At 71.1% G+C, this 17,482-nt stretch carries 14 protein-coding genes and 1 pseudogene; 8 read left to right on the top strand and 7 right to left on the bottom strand.

Translation table 11 applies throughout. From position 1 onward, the window contains the following. Nucleotides 1–107: 107 nt before the first annotated feature. The 3 genes from ppsA to OG361_RS35065 form a co-directional block, all read right to left on the bottom strand. Nucleotides 108–2,510, bottom strand: a complete 2,403-nt coding sequence (gene ppsA, locus OG361_RS35075; protein ID WP_405860070.1) for a phosphoenolpyruvate synthase — start codon at nt 2,508–2,510, stop codon at nt 108–110. A gap of 128 nt (nt 2,511–2,638) precedes the next feature. Continuing rightward, nucleotides 2,639–3,649 (bottom strand): universal stress protein, encoded by a 1,011-nt coding sequence (locus OG361_RS35070; protein WP_405860068.1) that lies wholly within the window; start codon nt 3,647–3,649, stop codon nt 2,639–2,641. Continuing rightward, nucleotides 3,646–4,551: a universal stress protein gene (locus tag OG361_RS35065; RefSeq protein ID WP_405860066.1), complete on the bottom strand. Its 906-nt coding sequence runs from the start codon at nt 4,549–4,551 to the stop codon at nt 3,646–3,648. The genes OG361_RS35070 and OG361_RS35065 overlap by 4 nt, the downstream gene beginning before the upstream one ends. Nucleotides 4,552–4,775: 224 nt before the next feature. Between OG361_RS35065 and OG361_RS35060 the strand changes: the two genes are divergently transcribed. Next, entirely contained in the window at nt 4,776–5,633 is an 858-nt protein-coding gene (locus OG361_RS35060) for a universal stress protein (RefSeq protein ID WP_405860064.1), read from the top strand. 60 nt (nt 5,634–5,693) lie between these two features. Here the strand turns inward: OG361_RS35060 and OG361_RS35055 are convergent, their stop codons facing one another. Continuing rightward, nucleotides 5,694–8,408 carry a heavy metal translocating P-type ATPase gene (locus OG361_RS35055; RefSeq protein ID WP_405860062.1) on the bottom strand — a complete coding sequence of 905 codons (2,715 nt, stop codon included), beginning with the start codon at nt 8,406–8,408 and terminating at the stop codon, nt 5,694–5,696. Nucleotides 8,409–8,753: 345 nt separating this feature from the next. On the opposite strand from OG361_RS35055, the gene OG361_RS35050 reads away from it, so the two are divergent. After that, complete coding sequence (locus tag OG361_RS35050) at nt 8,754–9,491, top strand: hypothetical protein (RefSeq protein WP_405860060.1); 738 nt, start codon at nt 8,754–8,756, stop codon at nt 9,489–9,491. A gap of 396 nt (nt 9,492–9,887) precedes the next feature. On the opposite strand, the gene OG361_RS35045 is transcribed toward OG361_RS35050, so the two are convergent. Together OG361_RS35045 and OG361_RS35040 are read right to left on the bottom strand one after the other, a co-directional pair. Then, nucleotides 9,888–10,595: a helix-turn-helix domain-containing protein gene (locus OG361_RS35045; protein ID WP_405860059.1), complete on the bottom strand. Its 708-nt coding sequence runs from the start codon at nt 10,593–10,595 to the stop codon at nt 9,888–9,890. Beyond that, complete coding sequence (locus OG361_RS35040) at nt 10,595–11,494, bottom strand: universal stress protein (RefSeq protein WP_405860057.1); 900 nt, start codon at nt 11,492–11,494, stop codon at nt 10,595–10,597. Before OG361_RS35040 ends, OG361_RS35045 begins: the two co-directional genes overlap by 1 nt. A gap of 372 nt (nt 11,495–11,866) precedes the next feature. Here OG361_RS35040 and OG361_RS35035 point away from each other — a divergent pair, with 372 nt between their 5' ends. Next, nucleotides 11,867–12,466, top strand: coding sequence for a CBS domain-containing protein (locus OG361_RS35035; RefSeq protein ID WP_405860055.1), 600 nt, complete (start codon nt 11,867–11,869; stop codon nt 12,464–12,466). Here the strand turns inward: OG361_RS35035 and OG361_RS35030 are convergent. Further along, nucleotides 12,453–12,737, bottom strand: a complete 285-nt coding sequence (locus tag OG361_RS35030; protein WP_405860053.1) for a DUF1918 domain-containing protein — start codon at nt 12,735–12,737, stop codon at nt 12,453–12,455. The two genes, OG361_RS35035 and OG361_RS35030, sit on opposite strands and share 14 nt — an antisense overlap. A 199-nt stretch (nt 12,738–12,936) precedes the next feature. On the opposite strand from OG361_RS35030, the gene OG361_RS35025 reads away from it, so the two are divergent. From OG361_RS35025 to OG361_RS35005, 5 genes and pseudogenes are all read left to right on the top strand, one after another. Continuing rightward, nucleotides 12,937–13,614 carry a CBS domain-containing protein gene (locus OG361_RS35025; RefSeq protein WP_405860051.1) on the top strand — a complete coding sequence of 226 codons (678 nt, stop codon included), beginning with the start codon at nt 12,937–12,939 and terminating at the stop codon, nt 13,612–13,614. Beyond that, the gene (acsA, locus tag OG361_RS35020) at nt 13,611–15,413 is read left to right on the top strand and encodes an acetate--CoA ligase (protein ID WP_405860049.1); all 1,803 of its coding nucleotides are present in this window, start codon (nt 13,611–13,613) and stop codon (nt 15,411–15,413) included. The genes OG361_RS35025 and acsA overlap by 4 nt, the downstream gene beginning before the upstream one ends. Next, a pseudogene (locus OG361_RS35015) lies at nt 15,413–16,072 on the top strand (thiamine pyrophosphate-dependent enzyme); the annotation flags it as partial. The gene acsA and the pseudogene OG361_RS35015, both read left to right, overlap by 1 nt. Beyond that, the gene (locus OG361_RS35010; protein ID WP_405862616.1) at nt 15,969–16,475 is read left to right on the top strand and encodes a thiamine pyrophosphate-dependent enzyme; all 507 of its coding nucleotides are present in this window, start codon (nt 15,969–15,971) and stop codon (nt 16,473–16,475) included. The pseudogene OG361_RS35015 and the gene OG361_RS35010, both read left to right, overlap by 104 nt. Further along, entirely contained in the window at nt 16,472–17,482 is a 1,011-nt protein-coding gene (locus OG361_RS35005; RefSeq protein ID WP_405862614.1) for an alpha-ketoacid dehydrogenase subunit beta, read from the top strand. The genes OG361_RS35010 and OG361_RS35005 overlap by 4 nt, the downstream gene beginning before the upstream one ends.

Here is a 17,482-nt window from a genome sequence, read left to right as displayed (position 1 = left end):
TTCCTGGGCCGACCGGGCAGCGAGTCTCCCGTGGCCGACCCGTCGACCGTGTCGTACCGACGGCTCGGTGTCCCGGCCGACTCGGTGTCGTGTCCTCCGTGACATGGTCACTCCTCCCCTCGTCCGGTGCCGTTCTCGAGCGTCGTCTCCGCGCGAGCCACGTGCCCTTTGACCGCTGCGAAGCTGTCCGGTGCCACCGAGATCGAGTCGAGGCCCGCCTCGACCAGGATCGCGGTGAACGCCGGATCGTCGCTGGGCCGCTGCCCGCACAGGCCGACCGGCCGACCGGCCGCGTGGGCGCGGACGGCGAGGGTCTGAACGCTGCGGACGACCGCGGGGTCCCGCTCGTCGAAGACGTGGGCGAGGGCCTCGGAGTCGCGGTCGACGCCGAGGGTGAGCTGGGTGAGGTCGTTGCTGCCGATCGAGAATCCGTCGAAGCGTTCCGCGAACTCTTTGGCCAGGATGATGTTGGCCGGTATCTCCGCCATGACGTAGACCTGCAGCCCGTTCTCGCCCCGTACCAGTCCCTCGTCCGCCATCACCGCGAGCACCTGATCGGCCTCGCCGAGGGTGCGGCAGAAGGGGATCATGACGACCACGTTCGTCAGCCCCATCCCCTCGCGCACGCGGCGCAGCGCGCGGCATTCGAGGGCGAAGCCCTCGCGGTAGCCGTCGCTGTAGTACCGGCTCGCACCACGCCAGCCGATCATGGGGTTCGCCTCGTCCGGTTCGAAGGGTCGGCCGCCGAGGAGCTTGGCGTACTCGTTGGTCTTGAAGTCGCTGGTGCGCACGACGACGGGCGCCGGCCAGCGCGAGGCCGCGATCCGGGCGATGCCGTGGGCCAGCCGGTCGACGAAGTAGTCGCCTCGGTCGAGGTAGCCCTCGGTGAGCCGCTCGATGACATGCCGGTCGTGGGCATCGAGCCGCTCCGGGTGCAGCAGGGCCATGGGGTGGACTTTCACCTGGTGGGCGACGATGAACTCGAGGCGCGCCAGTCCCACGCCGTCCGCGGGGAGCCGCCACCAGCGGAACGCGGCTGACGGATCGGCGAGGTTCAGCATCACCCGGGTTCGGGTGGCGGGCAGTTCCGCGAGGTCGGTCTGGGTCTCCTCGTACGGGAGCAGCCCTTGGTAGACACGTCCGCTCCCTCCCTCGGCGCAGGAGACCGTGACGGAACGCCCGTCACGCAGGATCCGTGTCCCGTTTCCGGTTCCGACGACGGCGGGGACGCCGAGTTCGCGGCTGACGATGGCGGCGTGTGAGGTGCGCCCCCCGTGGTCGGTGACGATGGCGGAGGCCCTCTTCATGACGGGTTCCCAGTCCGGGTCGGTGATGCCGGTGACGAGGACGCCGCCCTGTGGGAAGCGGTCGAGGTCGACGGGCGCGTCGAGCGCCACGACACGGCCCTGGCCGATGGCCTCGCCGACGGCGATGCCTTCGACGAGCGGTTCGCCTGGAGTGGCGGTGAGCCGGCGGCGGGTCAGGGTGGTGGTGCGCCGACGCGACTGGACCGTCTCGGGGCGGGCCTGGACGATCCAGAGCTCGCCGGTGAGGCCGTCCTTGGCCCATTCGAGGTCCATGGGGCAGCCGTAGTGCTCCTCGACGGCCGCCGCCCAGCCGGCGAGCGTGCGGATCTCCGCGTCGTCGAGGACGCGCTGGTTCCGCTCACCGTCGGGTGTGTCGACCGTGCGGGTCAGCCCGGTGTCCGCGTACACGGCCTTCAGCCGCTTGGCTCCGATCCGCACGTCTATGACGGGGTCGAGCGCCGGGTCCTTCATGCTCGGCTTGAACACCGTGTACTCGTCCGGGTCGACCTGGCCGCTGACGACGGTCTCCCCCAGCCCCCAGGCGGCACTCACCACGATCACGTCCGGGAAGCCGCTCTCCGGGTCGAGGGTGAAGATGACCCCGGCGCCGGCGAGATCGGAGCGGACCATGCCCTGGATGCCGATGGACAAGGCGACGGCGAGGTGGTCGAAGCCCATCCGTTCGCGGTAGTCGATCGCCCGGTCGGTGAACAGGGAGGCGTAGCAGCGCGTGCACGCCTCGAGGAGCGCGTCGGCGCCGCTGACATTCAGGTACGTCTCCTGCTGCCCGGCGAAACTCGCCTCGGGCAGGTCCTCCGCCGTCGCGCTGCTGCGCACCGCCACCTCGGGCGACTCCCGGCCGACCTCCTCGGCCAGCCGCTCGTACGCCGCGAGCACGGCGTCCCGCAGAGGCGCGGGCAGCGGCTCCACGAGGAAGAGGGACCGGATGGCCGCCCCGACCTCATCGAGTGGGGCACCCGCGTGCAGTCTGTCGATCTGTGCCTCCACGCGACCGCGGAGGTCTCGGGAACCGAGCAGTTCCTCGTACGCTTCGGCGGTGGTGGCGAATCCCGGAGGGACGCGGATGCCCGCGCCCCCGAGCCGGGTGGTCATCTCGCCAAGCGAGGCGTTCTTGCCACCCGCTCGGCCGACATCGTGCCGCCCCAGTTCCGTGAACGGTACGACGTGTCGTATCGGTCCCATGGTCTCCTCCACAGCTCTCGGGCCTCCTCAGTACGGCAGGGGACGGCCGGACGGCGTGCGCAGGTCGAGGGGGGCGGGCCTGCGGGGACGCTGGGGCCGGGGGCTGATCAGGATGCGCTGCATGATGCTCACCTCTCCGCAGAACCATCCGACGGACCGGGGGCGTCCTCTCGCCCCACCGTCCCGCGTGGAGGTGGTCGCGCCCCAGTGCCGAGCGGGGCAGCGGGCCCGGGCCGGTCGGTCGTACCGGAACGGGACCGGGCGGCCCATGCCGGGTCGCCGGTCCGGCGCTCACGTTGCGGGAGGGGGACGGTGATCAACGGACACGGGGCACGGTGTAGCAGGCCGTGAACCGTCGAGCCCAGCCGCATGCCGGAGTAGCCGCCACGGCCTCGGCGACCGACCACCAGAGAGAGGGATTCCTGGGACGCCAAGGCGAGTTGGTCGACCGGGTGTCCCCGCAGGACCTCTTGGGAGATGGCGACGTCCGGATACCTCTCCGCCCAGCCCGCCACCGATTCGGCGAGGAGCCGACGCCGCTCGGCCAGACCCTCTTCACCGTCGTCGTGGGCGAGGACGGAACGGGGCCAGACCCAGACGGCCCGCAGCCGTGCCTCGCGGAGGCTCGCCTCCTCGACGGCGAAGGCGACCGCGGCCTGTGAGGACTCGCTTCCGTCCACGCCGACGACGATGGTCGGTGGGTGCACGGCGGTGTGCTCAGGGGCGCGGACCACGACGACGGGACAGTCCGCCCGTGCCGTGAGCGGGGCGACCACGGAGCTCTCGCTGAACATCTCGGCCGGCCTGCCGAGACGGCGAGAGCCCACGACGACGAGTGCGGCGTGCTGCGCCATGTCGCGCAACACAGTCGCCGGCACACCGTTCACGCGTTCCGTCGCGATCCGCAGACCGTCGTGCAGTTCCCGGACGAGGTCCTCCGCGTTGGCGATCGCCGACTCCGCACGGATACGCAGGGCGCTCTGGCGGGCGAGCGCGTCGTACCGGAGCCTGTCATGGGCAGGCGGTACGGCGACGACCAGCCGGAGCAACAGTCCTGTTCGTACGGCCTCGTCGGCGGCCCAGACGAGAGCGGGGACCGACTGCTCCCGGGGGTCGACACCGAGCAGTATCTCGTTCACGTCTCCTCGACCCTTGTGGCGAAGGCAGGTGGGACGATGTCCACCGGGCAGTGGGCGTGGTGGAGCAGGACGTGGGCGACGCGCCCCAGGGACGGGCCTGCGCCCAGGGCGCGGTGTTCTCTGCCCATCACCAGCAGATCGGTGTGGGCACTCGCCTCCACCAGGATCCCGGCCGTGCTCGTGCCCGTCTCGACGTGATGGCTGACGATCAGCCAGGGATAGAACTTATGCGCGAGGTCGGCGAGCGACTTGATCTCGTGCACGCGTTGTCGCGCGATCCCGTCGAGGTCGTCCAGCATGGTCGCGACACTGCCGACGTGGGTGAGCACGTTCCAGACGCTCACCAGCCGCAACGCCGCCTTGCGGGCGTCCGCCTCGGCAGCCGCGACGAGCAGCCAGCCCAGATCCGAAGCACCGTGTACGGCTGCTGTCACCGAGCCCGACGCGGGACGGTCGCCGTCACCACGGACCACGATCACGGGAACTTCGGCGCGGGCCGCCACACCCAGACCGACGGATCCGAGCATGAGCGCGGAGAAGCCGCCGAGCCCCCGGTTACCCACCACGATCGTGCCCCGGTGGCCGGCGGCCGCACGAAGACCGGAGACGGGCTCCTGGCGGCTCAGCTCTTTCGTGACGGCGAGGTCCGGAAAGAGGCCACCGACCGCACTCGCGGTCTCGGTCAGCAGGTCGCGACCCGCTTCACGCACTGCCTGGATCGCCTCTGCATTGGCGAAGATGGCCCGGCGGTCGGTGTCGGCGGCGTGGACGAGATGCAGGGACCGCCCCCGTCGGTCCGCCTCGTCGGCGGCCCAGAGCACGGCCGCGCGCCCGGAGGGGGACCCGTCGACTCCCACGACGATGTTGCCGAGCTCCGGTCGGGCGGGGGTCTCGCTGGTCATGGTTCCTCCTCCGGAGGACGCCCGGGCTCGGGAGCACGTCCCGAAAGGCGACACCTCCCACGCTGGCACTGAGGCGCGCCTCCTCGGGATAGGCCGTTCGGCCCCGATCGAGACCTGCCCGGCCCTGCTGCCGGAAGCAACGGGGCACCAACCTGAAATGTGGGATGCCCCTTTCCGATCCGGACCCGGGACGGGGCGGAATGGGCTCAATGAGGAGGCACGCCATGACAGCCCAGGTCACCGTCGGTCTGGACGGCTCTGATGAAAGCCTCGCCGCCGCCCGTTGGGCCGCGACACAAGCGGTGCTGCGCGAAGTGCCCCTCAGGTTGGTGCACGTGGAGGAGTGGCCGAACACGCCGGAAGTGCCCCTTGCGTATGCCCGCACCCTGGACGAGCGGACCGAGAGGTTGATGCGGGACGAGACGGACCAAGCGCGGAAGGACCATCCCGACCTCGAGGTCATCACGGAGCGTGCGCGTGGCCGGGCAGCCGAGGAACTGACGGCCGCCGCGAACGAGGCGGATCTGACGGTCCTCGGTTCACGCGGGCTCGGCGGCGTCCGCGGCTTCATCATCGGCTCGGTCTCCCTCGCCGTCGTCGGCGCGGCACGACAGCCGGTCGTCCTCGTACGCGCGAAGGACGAACGGGCAGCTCCCGAAGGCGGCATCGTGGTGGGCGCCGACGTCCACCACCCGTGCGAAGCCCTGCTCGCGTTCTCCTTCTCCGAAGCCGCCCGGAAGGGCACGCCGCTGCGGTTCCTCCACAGCTGGACGCTTCCCGCCTCGTACGGCTACGCGGCCATCGTGGACCCGGGGATCGGCGAGGAGCTGGGCAGCCACTTCCTCGGGGGGCTGGACGACCTGCTGGAACCGTGGCGGAAGCGCTACCCGGGCGTGGACGTGACGGCCAAGGCGGTGGTGGGCTCGCCCGCGTACCAGCTGGTCGAGGCGTCACAGACCGCGCAACTCGTCATCGTGGGACGCCGGAGTCGGAACGTCCCCCTCGGCCCGCATCTGGGCCATGTCGCTCACGCGGTCATCCACCACAGCCCCGCGCCGGTTGCCGTAGTCCCCTTGATCTGAGCGGACGACGGCGACTCGGCCCGCGGCCGCGCACAGATGGACGCCCTCTCGCTCGGTGTTCTACGGATGTCGGCGGCGGATGGAAGGCGTGTAGCGGTCGGGAGCGGCATCGTAGGCGGTGGCGCAGTGGGTGGAGCAGAAGTGCAGTGGGCCTGCGGGGCCTTCTCGGTGCTCGGGTGCGGTCGTGGGGTCGACTTCCATGCCGCACACGGGGTCGACGGCCGTCTCGCTTCCGTCCGGGCCGTCCTTTCGCCGCGTGGTGTCGGTGGCGGTCTCGACTTCGGGTCGCGTCGGTGTGCCAACCGCTTCGGGCAGTGGTACGGGGTGCCAGCGCCGCAGGCGGGAGGCGTTGGTGACCACGGACAGGGAGGAAAGGGCCATGGCGGCCGCGGCGATGATCGGGCTCAGGCGGATGCCCCACAGGGGGTAGAGGGCGCCGGCGGCGAGAGGGATGCCGACGGCGTTGTAGACGAGGGCGAAGAACAGGTTCTGCTTGATGTTGCGCATGGCCGCCTTGGAGAGGCGGATGGCGGTGACGACTCCGGCGAGGGAGCCGGAGATGAGGGTGATGTCGGCGGATTCGATGGCGACGTCGGTGCCGGTGCCGATGGCGAGTCCGACGTCGGATTGGGCGAGAGCAGGGGCGTCGTTGATGCCGTCGCCGACCATGGCGACGGTCCGGCCTTCGGCCTGGAGTCGGCGGATCTCGTCGGTCTTGTGCTCGGGCAGTACCTCGGCCAGGACCCGGGGGATGCCGACCTGAGCGGCGATGGCGGCGGCGGTGCGGGCGGTGTCGCCGGTGAGCATGACGACCTCGGCGTCCAGCTGTCGCAAGGCCGCGATGGCCTGGGCGGAGTCGTTCTTGACGGTGTCGGCGACGGCGAGCACCCCGGCGGGGTGGCCGTCGACCGCGGCGAGGACGGGTGTCTTGCCCTCGGCCGCGAGGTTCGCGGCGACGGCATCGAGAGGGGAGGTGTCGACGCCGGTGTCGTGGAGGAGGCGGGTGGTGCCGACCATGATGGTGTGGCCGTCGGCCCTGGCGTGGACGCCCTTGCCGGTGACGGAGTCGAAGCCGGTCGCGATCGGCGGCTGAAGGCCACGGTCGCGGGCGCCGGAGACGATGGCCTGGGCAAGAGGATGCTCGCTGTCGGCCTCGGCGGCGGCGACCAGCCGCAGCAGCTCGGCTTCGTCGACTCCCACGGCGGGGCGGCTGTCGGTGAGGACCGGCTTGCCGATGGTGACCGTGCCGGTCTTGTCGAGGACGATGGTGTCGAGTTTGTGGGCGGTCTCCAGGGCTTCGGCGGAGCGGATGAGGATGCCTGCCTGGGCGCCCTTGCCGGTGCCGACCATGACCGAGAGCGGGGTGGCCAGGCCGAGGGCGCAAGGGCAGGCGATGATGAGGACGGCGACGGCGGAGACCAGGGCCAGGGTGAGCGCCGGTGCGGGTCCGATCGTGTACCAGAGGGCGAACGTCGCGATCGCGATGGCGATGACCGCGGGGACGAAGTAGGCGGAGATCGCGTCGGCGAGGCGCTGGATCGGCGCCTTGGACGCCTGGGCCTGCTGCACCAACCGGATGATCTGGGCGAGGACGGTGTCCGCGCCGACCTTGGCCGCGCGCACCCGCAAGGAACCGGTGGTATTGACAGTGGCGCCGATGACACCGTCCCCCGCGTGCTTCGTGACCGGTATCGGCTCGCCCGTCACCATCGACTCGTCCACGGCGGACGAGCCCGACAGGACCTCGGCGTCGACAGGGATCTTCTCCCCGGGACGGATGACGATCTCGTCCCCGACGACCACCTCGTCGACGGGCGTCTCGGTCTCGGTGCCGTCTCGTAGGACGCGTGCGGTGCGTGCCTGCAGGCCGATCAGAGCGCGGATGGCCTCGCCCGTGCCGGCCTTGGCCCGGGCCTCCAGAAGACGGCCCAGCAAGATCAGGGTCAGGATGACGCCGACCGCTTCGAAGTACACCTCTCGTACATCCTCGGGTAGCAGCCCCGGAGCGAGGGTGACGAGCAGGCTGAAGCCGTAGGCGGCGCTCGTACCCAGGGTGATCAGGGAGTTCATGTCCGCCGACCGGTGTCGCAGGGCCAGCCAGCCGGTGGAGTGCACGGGCCAGCCGGTGTAGAGCATCACCGGCGTGATCAGTGCGAGCTGGAACCAGTGGTTCAGCATCCAGCCGGGCACCCAGTCGGCGCCGAACAGCTCGTGCGCCATGACGGCGAAGAGGACCGGCGCGGTGAGCACCGCGCCCACGACGACGCGGCGGGTCAGGTCCTTGATCTCCGCCTGTCGCTCGGCGATGTCGGCCGCCTCCGCGTCCTCGGCCGACGTCTCCCCCGCACTCGGCGCCGCTTCTCCGCCTGACACCGCGCCCGGTTCCGGTGCTCCGCCGTCGGCGGGTTCGACGACGAGGGTCCCGTGGATCATGTTCATGCCGCAGGCGAACCCGTACGTGCCGGGCCGTTCAGGGCTCAGCCGCACGGTCGTGCGGGTGCGGGCGGGCAGTCCGGCCCCGACCCTGAGATCGGGGAACACGACGCGGGAGGTGCATTCGCCGGCCTCCTGCCGGTCGAAGACGAGCTCGACCGGTGTGCCCTGGCGGACCTTGATCAGGCTCGGGCTGTAGCCGCCCCGCACGGTCACGTCGACCCGCTGCACGCCTCCCTCCACGCGAACCGTGCCGGCCTTGCGCGGGCCGAAGAAATACCAGCCCAGCACGGCGATGAGGCCGACGGCAACCACGACGACGATCACGTCCGCGACAGGCATGGCCACTCGCCTCCTCGCGCGCCCTGCTGTTCCAGCCTCTCGCACAGCATTCACGTCGGCCACCTCAGCCGGGCAAGGCCTGATCTCCGTCGTCGTGGTCATCGCCGTCGCCGGCGCGCCACCCGATGCAGCACTTTGGCTTCCTCCGGGCCCAGCTCACCCTGGACGGTGACCGCTGACCTCGAGGGCATCCCGGGTCGTCTCACGCACGGGCCGACCGGTGCAACGGCCGGGTCCGGACGGCCCTCGGCGGTCCTTGCGTCCGGGGAGAGACTGGAGGAAACGTACCCGGGTCGGTCGGTAGGGACAGGGAACGGCCCGGGAAGGGTGATGATCATGTCCAGCATGAGCAGGTGGACCGCGGCCGCGCTGGCGGCCCTCGCTCTGGCCGCTGGATGCGCGGCCGGAAACAGCACCGCCGGCGGCAGGCCTCTGAGCGCAGCCGCCGCCCAACCCGGCCCTTCCGGCGGCGATTGCTGGAAGCCGGGCATGTCCGGCGACGACTGGGACGACTGGGACTCGTGGGGGCCCGGCATGAGGCCAGGAATGACAGGCCGGGATGACTGCGCGTGGGGTCCCGGCATGATGGGCGGGGGCTACTGGCAGCGTGGCGACGGTACTCCGGTCGAGACTCTGGACCAGGCCCGCCAGCGGGCCGACACCTTCGCCGACCGGCTCAACCTGCGTGTCGGTGAAGTCATGCAGTTCTCGAAGAACTTCTACGCCGAACTGCAGACCCTTGACGGGCAGCTGGCGACTGAGATCCTCGTTGATCCGTCCGATGGCGACACCGGGATCGAGTACGGGCCGGCGATGATGTGGAACACCGACTACGGCATGCACCAGCGTGGCCGGACCGAGACCCGGATCTCCCCCGACGAGGCGCAGGAGCGCGCCCAGAAGTGGCTGCATGACCGGGGCAGCGACCTGACCGTCGGCGAGGCCGAGGCGTTCCCCGGCTACTACACCCTGCACACCCTGCGCTCGGGCGAGATCAGCGGCATGCTGTCGGTCAACGCCTCCACCGGCGTTGTGTGGGACCACACCTGGCACGGCATCTACATCACCACCAGCAAGCACTGACGCCACAGCCGCCCCTGACCGGGGCCACCAGCCGAGCGGTTTACGCATGCTCGGCGTGGTCGTCGCTTGGACGCCGGCCGGGCACCGTCGCCGCTCGCGTGGTCCGGTCCAGATCGAGCCGGCTGTTCCTGTCCGGCTCTAATCCTTATCCGGCTCGAACGGGTGACCCAGTCGAGGTATGTGGCATCGGTCGGACGACGCGTTCGTCGCCGGTCCACTGGCGGCGAGCCGGTCCGGTACCTTCGAGCGATCGCATCGACCGCCTGCCTGTGATGCCCCAGCGGCCACCCTGCTCCGGTGCCCGGTCCAGCAACGACAGCTCGGCCCCCGCTGCCCAGTTGGGCATCGGTCGTCGGCACGCCCGGCGCAACGATCCGATGCCCCAAGAGGAACCGTCTAGTCAGCGGACCCGGACGGCGCGCCGGGCGCGCCTGGCACCTGGATGCGCCGTCCGGTCACTCGGCGCGGTGAGAGGGTCACCACGGTGTCTCGCCCGTCCCCAGCCCACGGCGCCGAGTGGACAACGTCCTTGATCCTCCGCACCTCGCCCTCCTCCGACACCGTGCGTGCCTGACCGACAAGAAGGACGCTCCAGCCCTGACTGAAGGCTTCGTCCAGGTGGTCCTGCTCGAAGGCGACCTCCACGCCGGACACCGAGGCGCGCGCGAGGGTCGAGTCCGCGGCAGTCATGAAGACGATGTCCCCGTCGGCGACCTGGTAGTTCACGGGGAACACCATCAGCCCATCCCGTCCTTCGACGGCGACCCGGCCGACGCCGTGGCCGTCGAGCAGCTCCCAGCACTCGGCCTCGCCGATCTCCTCCATCCGTGCCCGGTACCCGGCGCGGGCTCCTCCTGGCGCGAGGTCCGCCGTGTACCCGGTGAGATCCTGGACAGTGGTCTCCAGAGCGTTCGCGAGCCGAACCAGGAACTCGATCCCCGGGGTGGCCACCTGCTCCTCCACATAGGCGATGAAGCCGGGCGTCGAGCCGGCCCGTTCGGCCACGTCCTCCCAGGACAGGCCGAGTCGGGTCCGCCTGGACGCGACGCGGCGGCCGAGGTCGCTCGTGGCGTGCGAGGCACGCGGGTCACCGGCCGTGTTCATCACAGGTCTCCTTCCGCGGTCTCGGGACGCCGCTGGGGTACGACGGCGACCGGACACGAGGCGTGGTGCAGGGCGCGGTGGGCGACTCTGCCGAGCTCCAGGCCGACGAGCCCTTCCCGGCGCCTGGCACCGACGACCAGCAGGTCGGCGGCTGCGGAGCGCTCGGTCAGTACCTTGTGGGCGGAGCCCTCGACCGTGCTCCTGCGCAGGCGCACCTGGGGATGTTCGGACGCCGCGGCCTCAAGGGCCTCGCCGAGCAGTTCGGAAGCCCCTTCCGTGAAGTAGGCCGCCCCTGCGCGCCTCATCAGCAGGTGGTCGGCCGGTTCATGGGCCTGCCGTCGCCAGGTGCGGACGACGTCGAGCTCCGCGTCCCGGACGGCCGCCTCACGGAAGGCGAACCGCACGGCCGGCGAGTCCAGGTCGTGTTCACCTACGCCGAGCAGAACGCGCCCGTGGCGTGCTTCCAGGGCCTGCCGGTCCCCACGGACGACGACGACCGGGCAGTGGGCTCGGGCTGCCACGATGAGGCCGACGGATCCGAGCAGAAGGTCGGCGAACTCGCCGCGCCCGCGTGCCCCGACGACGAGGATCGTGCCCTCCCGCCCCTCACTGAGCAGCGCACTGGACGCGTCCTCGGCGAGGACGTCCGTAGTGAGGGGGAGATCGGGTGCCCGGCGCCGGGCGCGTTCGGCCGCGGTGCCGACGATGTTCTCTGCGAGGACCTGGCCCGAGGGCCGGTCCGTGGTCCAGGCCGGCACGACTCCTTCGTAGCGTTCCCACAGGGAGGCATGGACGATGCGCAGGGGAAGCCCGTGCCGTACCGCTTCGTCGACGGCCCAGTCCACGGCCGTGAGACTGGCGTCGGACCCGTCGACTCCTACCACCAGGGGCGATTCCATCGTGCCCACCGCCTTTCCGGGTCGTGAGGTGGCCTGCTGCCACGCTCGCACCGGGCGGAAGTGACCGAATAGGGCCGGTCGGTCCCGGGCGCGGCCCGCCCGGACCAGGTGTGGTGGCGACGCGGAGACACGACAGGAGGAGGGGCCCATCCGCTTCTCGCGGATCCCGATCGTGCGGTGCGCGGCTCGAAGCCGCTTCCCCGCGTCCCTCTGGCAGGCCCCCTCCTCACTTTCAGGAAAGCATCGGCAGTCGGTCCGTGCCAGTGCTGCCCGGGTTCGACGTGCCCCTTTCGGCCCTTGTCGTCAACCGCCCGAAGGCGACACTCTCGCAGCAACAGGACTCGGGGGGGGCCGGAGCACCGGAGGCTGGTCATGAAGCACCCGCATACCGTCGACGACGTGATGACCCATGCGGTGGTCTCCGCCAGGCTCGACGCGCCGGTCAAGGAGATCGTCCGGTCCATGCGGCGCTGGGGCGTGAGCGCAGTCCCCGTGCTGTCGGCCGAGGGACGAGTGGTCGGCGTGGTGTCCGAGGCGGACGTACTCGGCAAGGTTCCAGGAGAGGCCCGGGACGACGCGGGATCGGTGACAGCGGGCAGCCTGATGTCGACTCCGCCCGTCACCGTTCCGCGCGATGCCACGATCGCCGGGGCCGCGCGGCTGATGGCGCAGGGCCACCTCAAGCGGCTTCCCGTGGTGGACGAGGACGGCCGCCCGGTGGGTGTCGTCAGCCGGGGCGACCTGCTCAAGGTCTACCTTCGCTCCGACGCCGAACTCGCCGAGGACGTGCGCCACGAGCTCCTCACGCACCTGATCCCCGAAGGTGACGCGGCACTGACCGTACGGGTCGAGAACGGCGCGGTGACGCTCGCCGGACGCCTGCCACAGTCCGTTCCGGCGGTTCTGGCCCTGCGCCTGACACGGGCGGTGCCCGGTGTGGTGGCCGCGACGGCGGAATTCACGACCGCGTAGCGGCCTTCACGGGTCCGGCCGCTGTCGTGCCGTGCGGCGGAAAGTGGTGGACCCGCGCGTCGGGGCCCGGGAACACCAGAGTGACCCGGCCCGTGTCCGACCATCGGACGTCGAAGGGCGGAGTGCCGTCCGGATGGTGCACCCCGACGATCTCACCGTCACGTCCCTCGTCCCCGACCGTGGCACCGGCGACGATGAGCCGGTCGCCGACGCGAGCCCACAACCCGACGCGGGGCTTCTCCTGGCCTTGCCGTTCTCCGGTCGCAGTCATGGTTGTCGCCTCCCGGCACGAGCACCCGGCCGCGGTCCTCCCGAGACGGGCTCTCTCGCCTTCTCCACCGTGCGTCCCGGCCGGCCGACCGCCATAGGGGCCAACAGTCCCGGAAGGGGACCATTCGGCACTGCCCCGGGTGGGCCTCGCGCAGCAGAGTGAGATCTGGGGCGGCCGCGTCCCGTGAAGGAGGACCGTCATGCAGCACCGCACGGTTTTCGAGGTGATGACCCACGACGTGGTCACCGCAGCCCCAGAGACCCCGTTCAAGGAGATTGCCCGGCTCTTCGCCGACCACGACGTCTCGGCGGTCCCGGTCGTCGACGCCGACCGACGCCTGCTCGGTGTGGTCTCCGAGGCCGACCTGCTGCGGGCCACGGCTGAGCTCCCCGACCTGGAGGGCCGTTGGGCGGGCGTCCGGCTGCTGTCCCAGGAGCGAGGGCTGCCCGATGCGGAGACGGCCACCCAGCTGATGACCTCGCCGGCCGTCACGGCACAGGCGAATTGGAATCTCGTCGAGACGGCCCGGACGATGCAGCGCAAAGGGGTGAAGAGACTGCCCGTGACCGACGAGACCGGTCGGCTCGTCGGGATCATCAGCCGCAGTGACCTGCTGCGGCCCTTCCTGCGCAGTGACACCGCGATCCGTGACGAGATCGAGCACGACGTCCTGGCCGACACTCTGCGCCTCGCCCCCGACATGATCCGTGTGACCGTCGACGACGGAGTCGTCAGGCTGACGGGGCGGGTCGACGAGCGGGCCGACATCCGCGTGATCGTGCGGCTCTGCCGCTCGGTCGACGGAGTCGTCGCCCTGCACGAATCGATCGAGTACGCCTACGACAACCTCGCGCTCGATGTGGAGCCACCGCGATGAACGCTTTGTGGGTGGCACCGGTCATGCCCGACTACGACAGCGCCCGGGCCACCTTCTCCTGGCGACGCGAGCGGTCCCGGCTCGCCGGGCTGCCGGACGGCGGCATCAGCATCGGGTACGAGGCGGTCGACCGGCACCTGCGCGAGGGCCACGGCGAACGGGTCGCGTTGCGCTGCATCACCCGCGACGGAACCGTCCAGTCGGTCACCTTCGCCCGGCTCGCGGCCGAGAGCTCCCGCTTCGCGCACGTACTGGAAATGCTGGGCGTGGAACGCGGCGAGCGCGTGTTCACGCTACTCGGCCGCCGGTTCGAGCTGTACAGCACCGTCCTCGGAACGCTGCGCGCCGGCCGCGTCCTGTGCCCGCTCTTCACCGCCTTCGGACCCGAACCCGTCGCACTGCGCATGGAGCTGGGCAACGCCCGGGCGCTCGTCACGACCCGGGAGCTGTACGAGCGCAAGGTGGCCCCTGTGCGCTCCCGCCTTCCGCACCTGCGGCACGTCCTGCTTCTCGACCCCGGGGCCGACCCGCCCCCGGACACCCTCTCCTTCCCCGCTCTCACGACCGCCGCGCCGGACGCGTACACAGTGGACCCGACCGATCCGGCGGAGCCGGCGCTGTTGCACTTCACCAGCGGCACGACAGGCACCCCCAAGGGCGCGGTACACGTGCACGAGGCGGTCCTCGCCCATCACGTCACCGCCGCCTACGCCCTGGACCTGCACGAGGGCGACGTCTTCTGGTGCACCGCCGACCCCGGCTGGGTCACCGGCATGTCGTACGGCATCATCGCCCCGCTCACCCACGGCGTGACGACCGTCGTCGACGAAGGGGACTTCTCCCCCGCTCGCTGGTACCGGATACTCGCCGACCAGCACGTCACCGTCTGGTACACCGCGCCCACCGCGCTCCGCATGCTCATGCGAGCCGCACCACGCGGCGGCGAGCCGACGCCCGCCGCGCGGCACGACCTCTCGTCGCTCCGGTTCGTCGCGAGCGTCGGAGAGCCTCTCAACCCCGAGGCCGTGCACTGGGGCCGGGAGGCTCTCGGGCTTCCGGTCCACGACACCTGGTGGCAGACCGAGACCGGTGCCATCATGATCGCCAACTTCCCGGCCGATCCCGTGCGGCCCGGTTCGATGGGCCGACCGATTCCCGGCGTCGAGGCCACCGTACTGGCATGCGGCGAGGACGGCCGGGCCGCGATCACCGGCGGGCGGGTCCACGTCCTCAGGGAGCCGGGCGCCCAGGGCGAGCTCGCCCTGCGGGCGGGCTGGCCGTCGATGTTCCGGGCCTACCTGCACGAGCCGCACCGTTACGAGGCGTGCTTCGCCGACGGCTGGTACCTGACCGGCGACCTCGTCAGCCGCGACACCGACGGCTGGTACTGGTTCGTGGGCCGCGCCGACGACGTCATCAAGTCCGCGGGGCACCTCATCGGACCGTTCGAGGTGGAGAGCGCGCTCATGGAGCATCCGGCCGTCGCCGAGGCCGGTGTCATCGGACGCCCTGACCCGCTGGCCGGGGCGATCGTCAAGGCGTTCGTGCTGCCGCGTCCCGAGTATCCGCCCGACCCCGAACTACGCCGCGACGTCCTGGCGTTCGCCCGCCGACGCCTCGGACCGGCTGTCGCCCCCCGGGAGATCGAGTTCGTCGACGACCTCCCCCACACCCGCAGCGGAAAGGTGATGCGCCGCCTGCTGCGGGCCCGCGAACTGGGCCTGCCCGAGGGCGACGTGTCGACCCTGGAGACACCCGAACCGGCCGGGAAGGCCGAGTTCTCCGGGAAGGAGCCGTGATGGCCACCGCACACGGCGGTACGTCCGCCGGAGCACCGAAGACGAAGCGCCCCCGTCGCGCACATGGGCCCGCGACGCCCTCCCGCACACCTGCGGCGGCCCACGACCTGGACCTGCTGCGGCGGATGCTGCTCATCCGGCGGTTCGAGGAACGGTGCGTCGAGCTGTACAGCGCGGCGGCGATCCGGGGCTTCGTCCACCTCTACATCGGCGAGGAGGCGGTGGCGGTCGGCGTCCACCAGGCTCTCGACGAGCGGGACGCGGTCGTCTCCACGTACCGCGAACACGGCCACGCCCTGGCCCGTGGGATACCGCCCGAGGCCGTGATGGCGGAGATGTACGGGAAGACCACCGGGTGCAGCCACGGCCGCGGCGGGTCCATGCACCTCTTCGACGCCGATCGCCGCTTCTACGGCGGTAACGCGATCGTGGGCGGCGGACTGCCGCTCGCAGCGGGCCTGTCGCTCGCCGACCGGTTGCGCGGCGAGCCCCGGGTGACCTGCTGCTTCTTCGGTGACGGGGCCTTCGCCGAGGGCGAGTTCCACGAGACCGCCAATCTGGCGGCGCTCTGGGGACTGCCCGTGCTCTTCGTCTGCGAGAACAACCTGTACGCGATGGGAACGGCCCTCGCCCGCGAACACGCCCAGACCGACCTGGCGATGCGGGCGGCGTCGTACGGCATGGCGGCCTGGGCCGTCGACGGCATGGACGTGCACGCTGGAGAAAGCCGCGCGCGGGGCGGTCGAGTCCATCCGCGCCGGCAGCGGACCGCACTTCCTGGAGATGCGGACATACCGGTTCCGCGCGCACTCGATGTACGACCCCGACCGGTATCGGCCGAAGGACGAGGTCGAGGAGTGGAAGCGGCACGACCCCGTCACCGGCCTCGCCGACGGCATGCGTACGGCTGGACTCCTCGACGCCGCCGCGCTGAAGGACTTGGAGCACCAGGTCGCCGAGGAGATCGACGACGCCCTCCGGGCGGCCGAACAGGCCCCCGAGGAACCGGCCGAGGATCTGCTGCTGCATGTCACAAGCCGACACGAGGAGGCTCAGGCATGAGCACGCGTACGCGACCGCGAGCGCATCCCGTCGACGACACCACCACATACAGGGAGGCCCTGCGCGAGGGACTGCGCGAGGCCCTGACCGCGGACGACCGGGTCTTCCTGATGGGCGAGGACGTGGGCCGCTACGGCGGATGCTTCGGGGTGAGCCTCGGTCTCCTGGAGGAGTTCGGCCCCGATCGTGTCCGGGACACGCCACTGTCGGAGTCCGCGTTCGTCGGAGCCGGTATCGGCGCCGCCCTGGCCGGCATGCGGCCGATCGTGGAGATCATGACGGTCAACTTCAGCCTGCTGGCCCTCGACCAGATCCTCAACAACGCCGCCACCCTGCGCCACATGTCCGGCGGACAGCTCGGCGTGCCGCTGGTGATCCGCATGACGACGGGCGCGGGACGGCAGCTGGCCGCCCAGCACTCCCACAGCCTCGAAGGCTGGTACGCGCACATCCCCGGCCTCCGTGTCCTGGCGCCGGCCACGGTCGACGACGCCCGCCACATGCTGTCCGCCGCGTTGGCCGACCCTGATCCGGTGATGTTCTTCGAGCACGGCAGCCTCTACAACGCGGCCGGAAGGCTCGACCCGGCGGTCCATCACGTCGACCTGGACCGCGCGGCCGTTCGCCGCGAGGGCACCGACGTCACGGTCGTCGCGTACGGCGGTTGCGTGTCCAAGGCCCTCGAAGCCGCGGAGGAACTGGCGGGCGAGGGGATCAGCGCGGAGGTCGTCGACCTGCGCACGCTGCGGCCCCTGGACGACGTCACGTTCGTCGGCTCGGTCCGGCGGACCCACCGGGCCGTCGTGGTCGACGAGGGCTGGCGCAGCGGCAGTCTGTCCGCCGAGATCGAGTCGCGCATCTGCGAGCAGGCGTTCTTCGAACTCGACGCGCCCGTCGAACGGGTGTGCAGCGCGGAGGTCCCCATCCCCTACGCCCGCCGTCTGGAGGAGGCGGCACTCCCCCAGCCGGCAGGAATCGCGGCGGCGGCGCGCCGGGTGGTGAGCTGA

The sequence above is a fragment of the Streptomyces sp. NBC_00090 genome, from assembly GCF_045160815.1.
Classification (GTDB): domain Bacteria; phylum Actinomycetota; class Actinomycetes; order Streptomycetales; family Streptomycetaceae; genus Streptomyces.
This window is presented reverse-complemented; position numbering and strand designations above follow the sequence as displayed.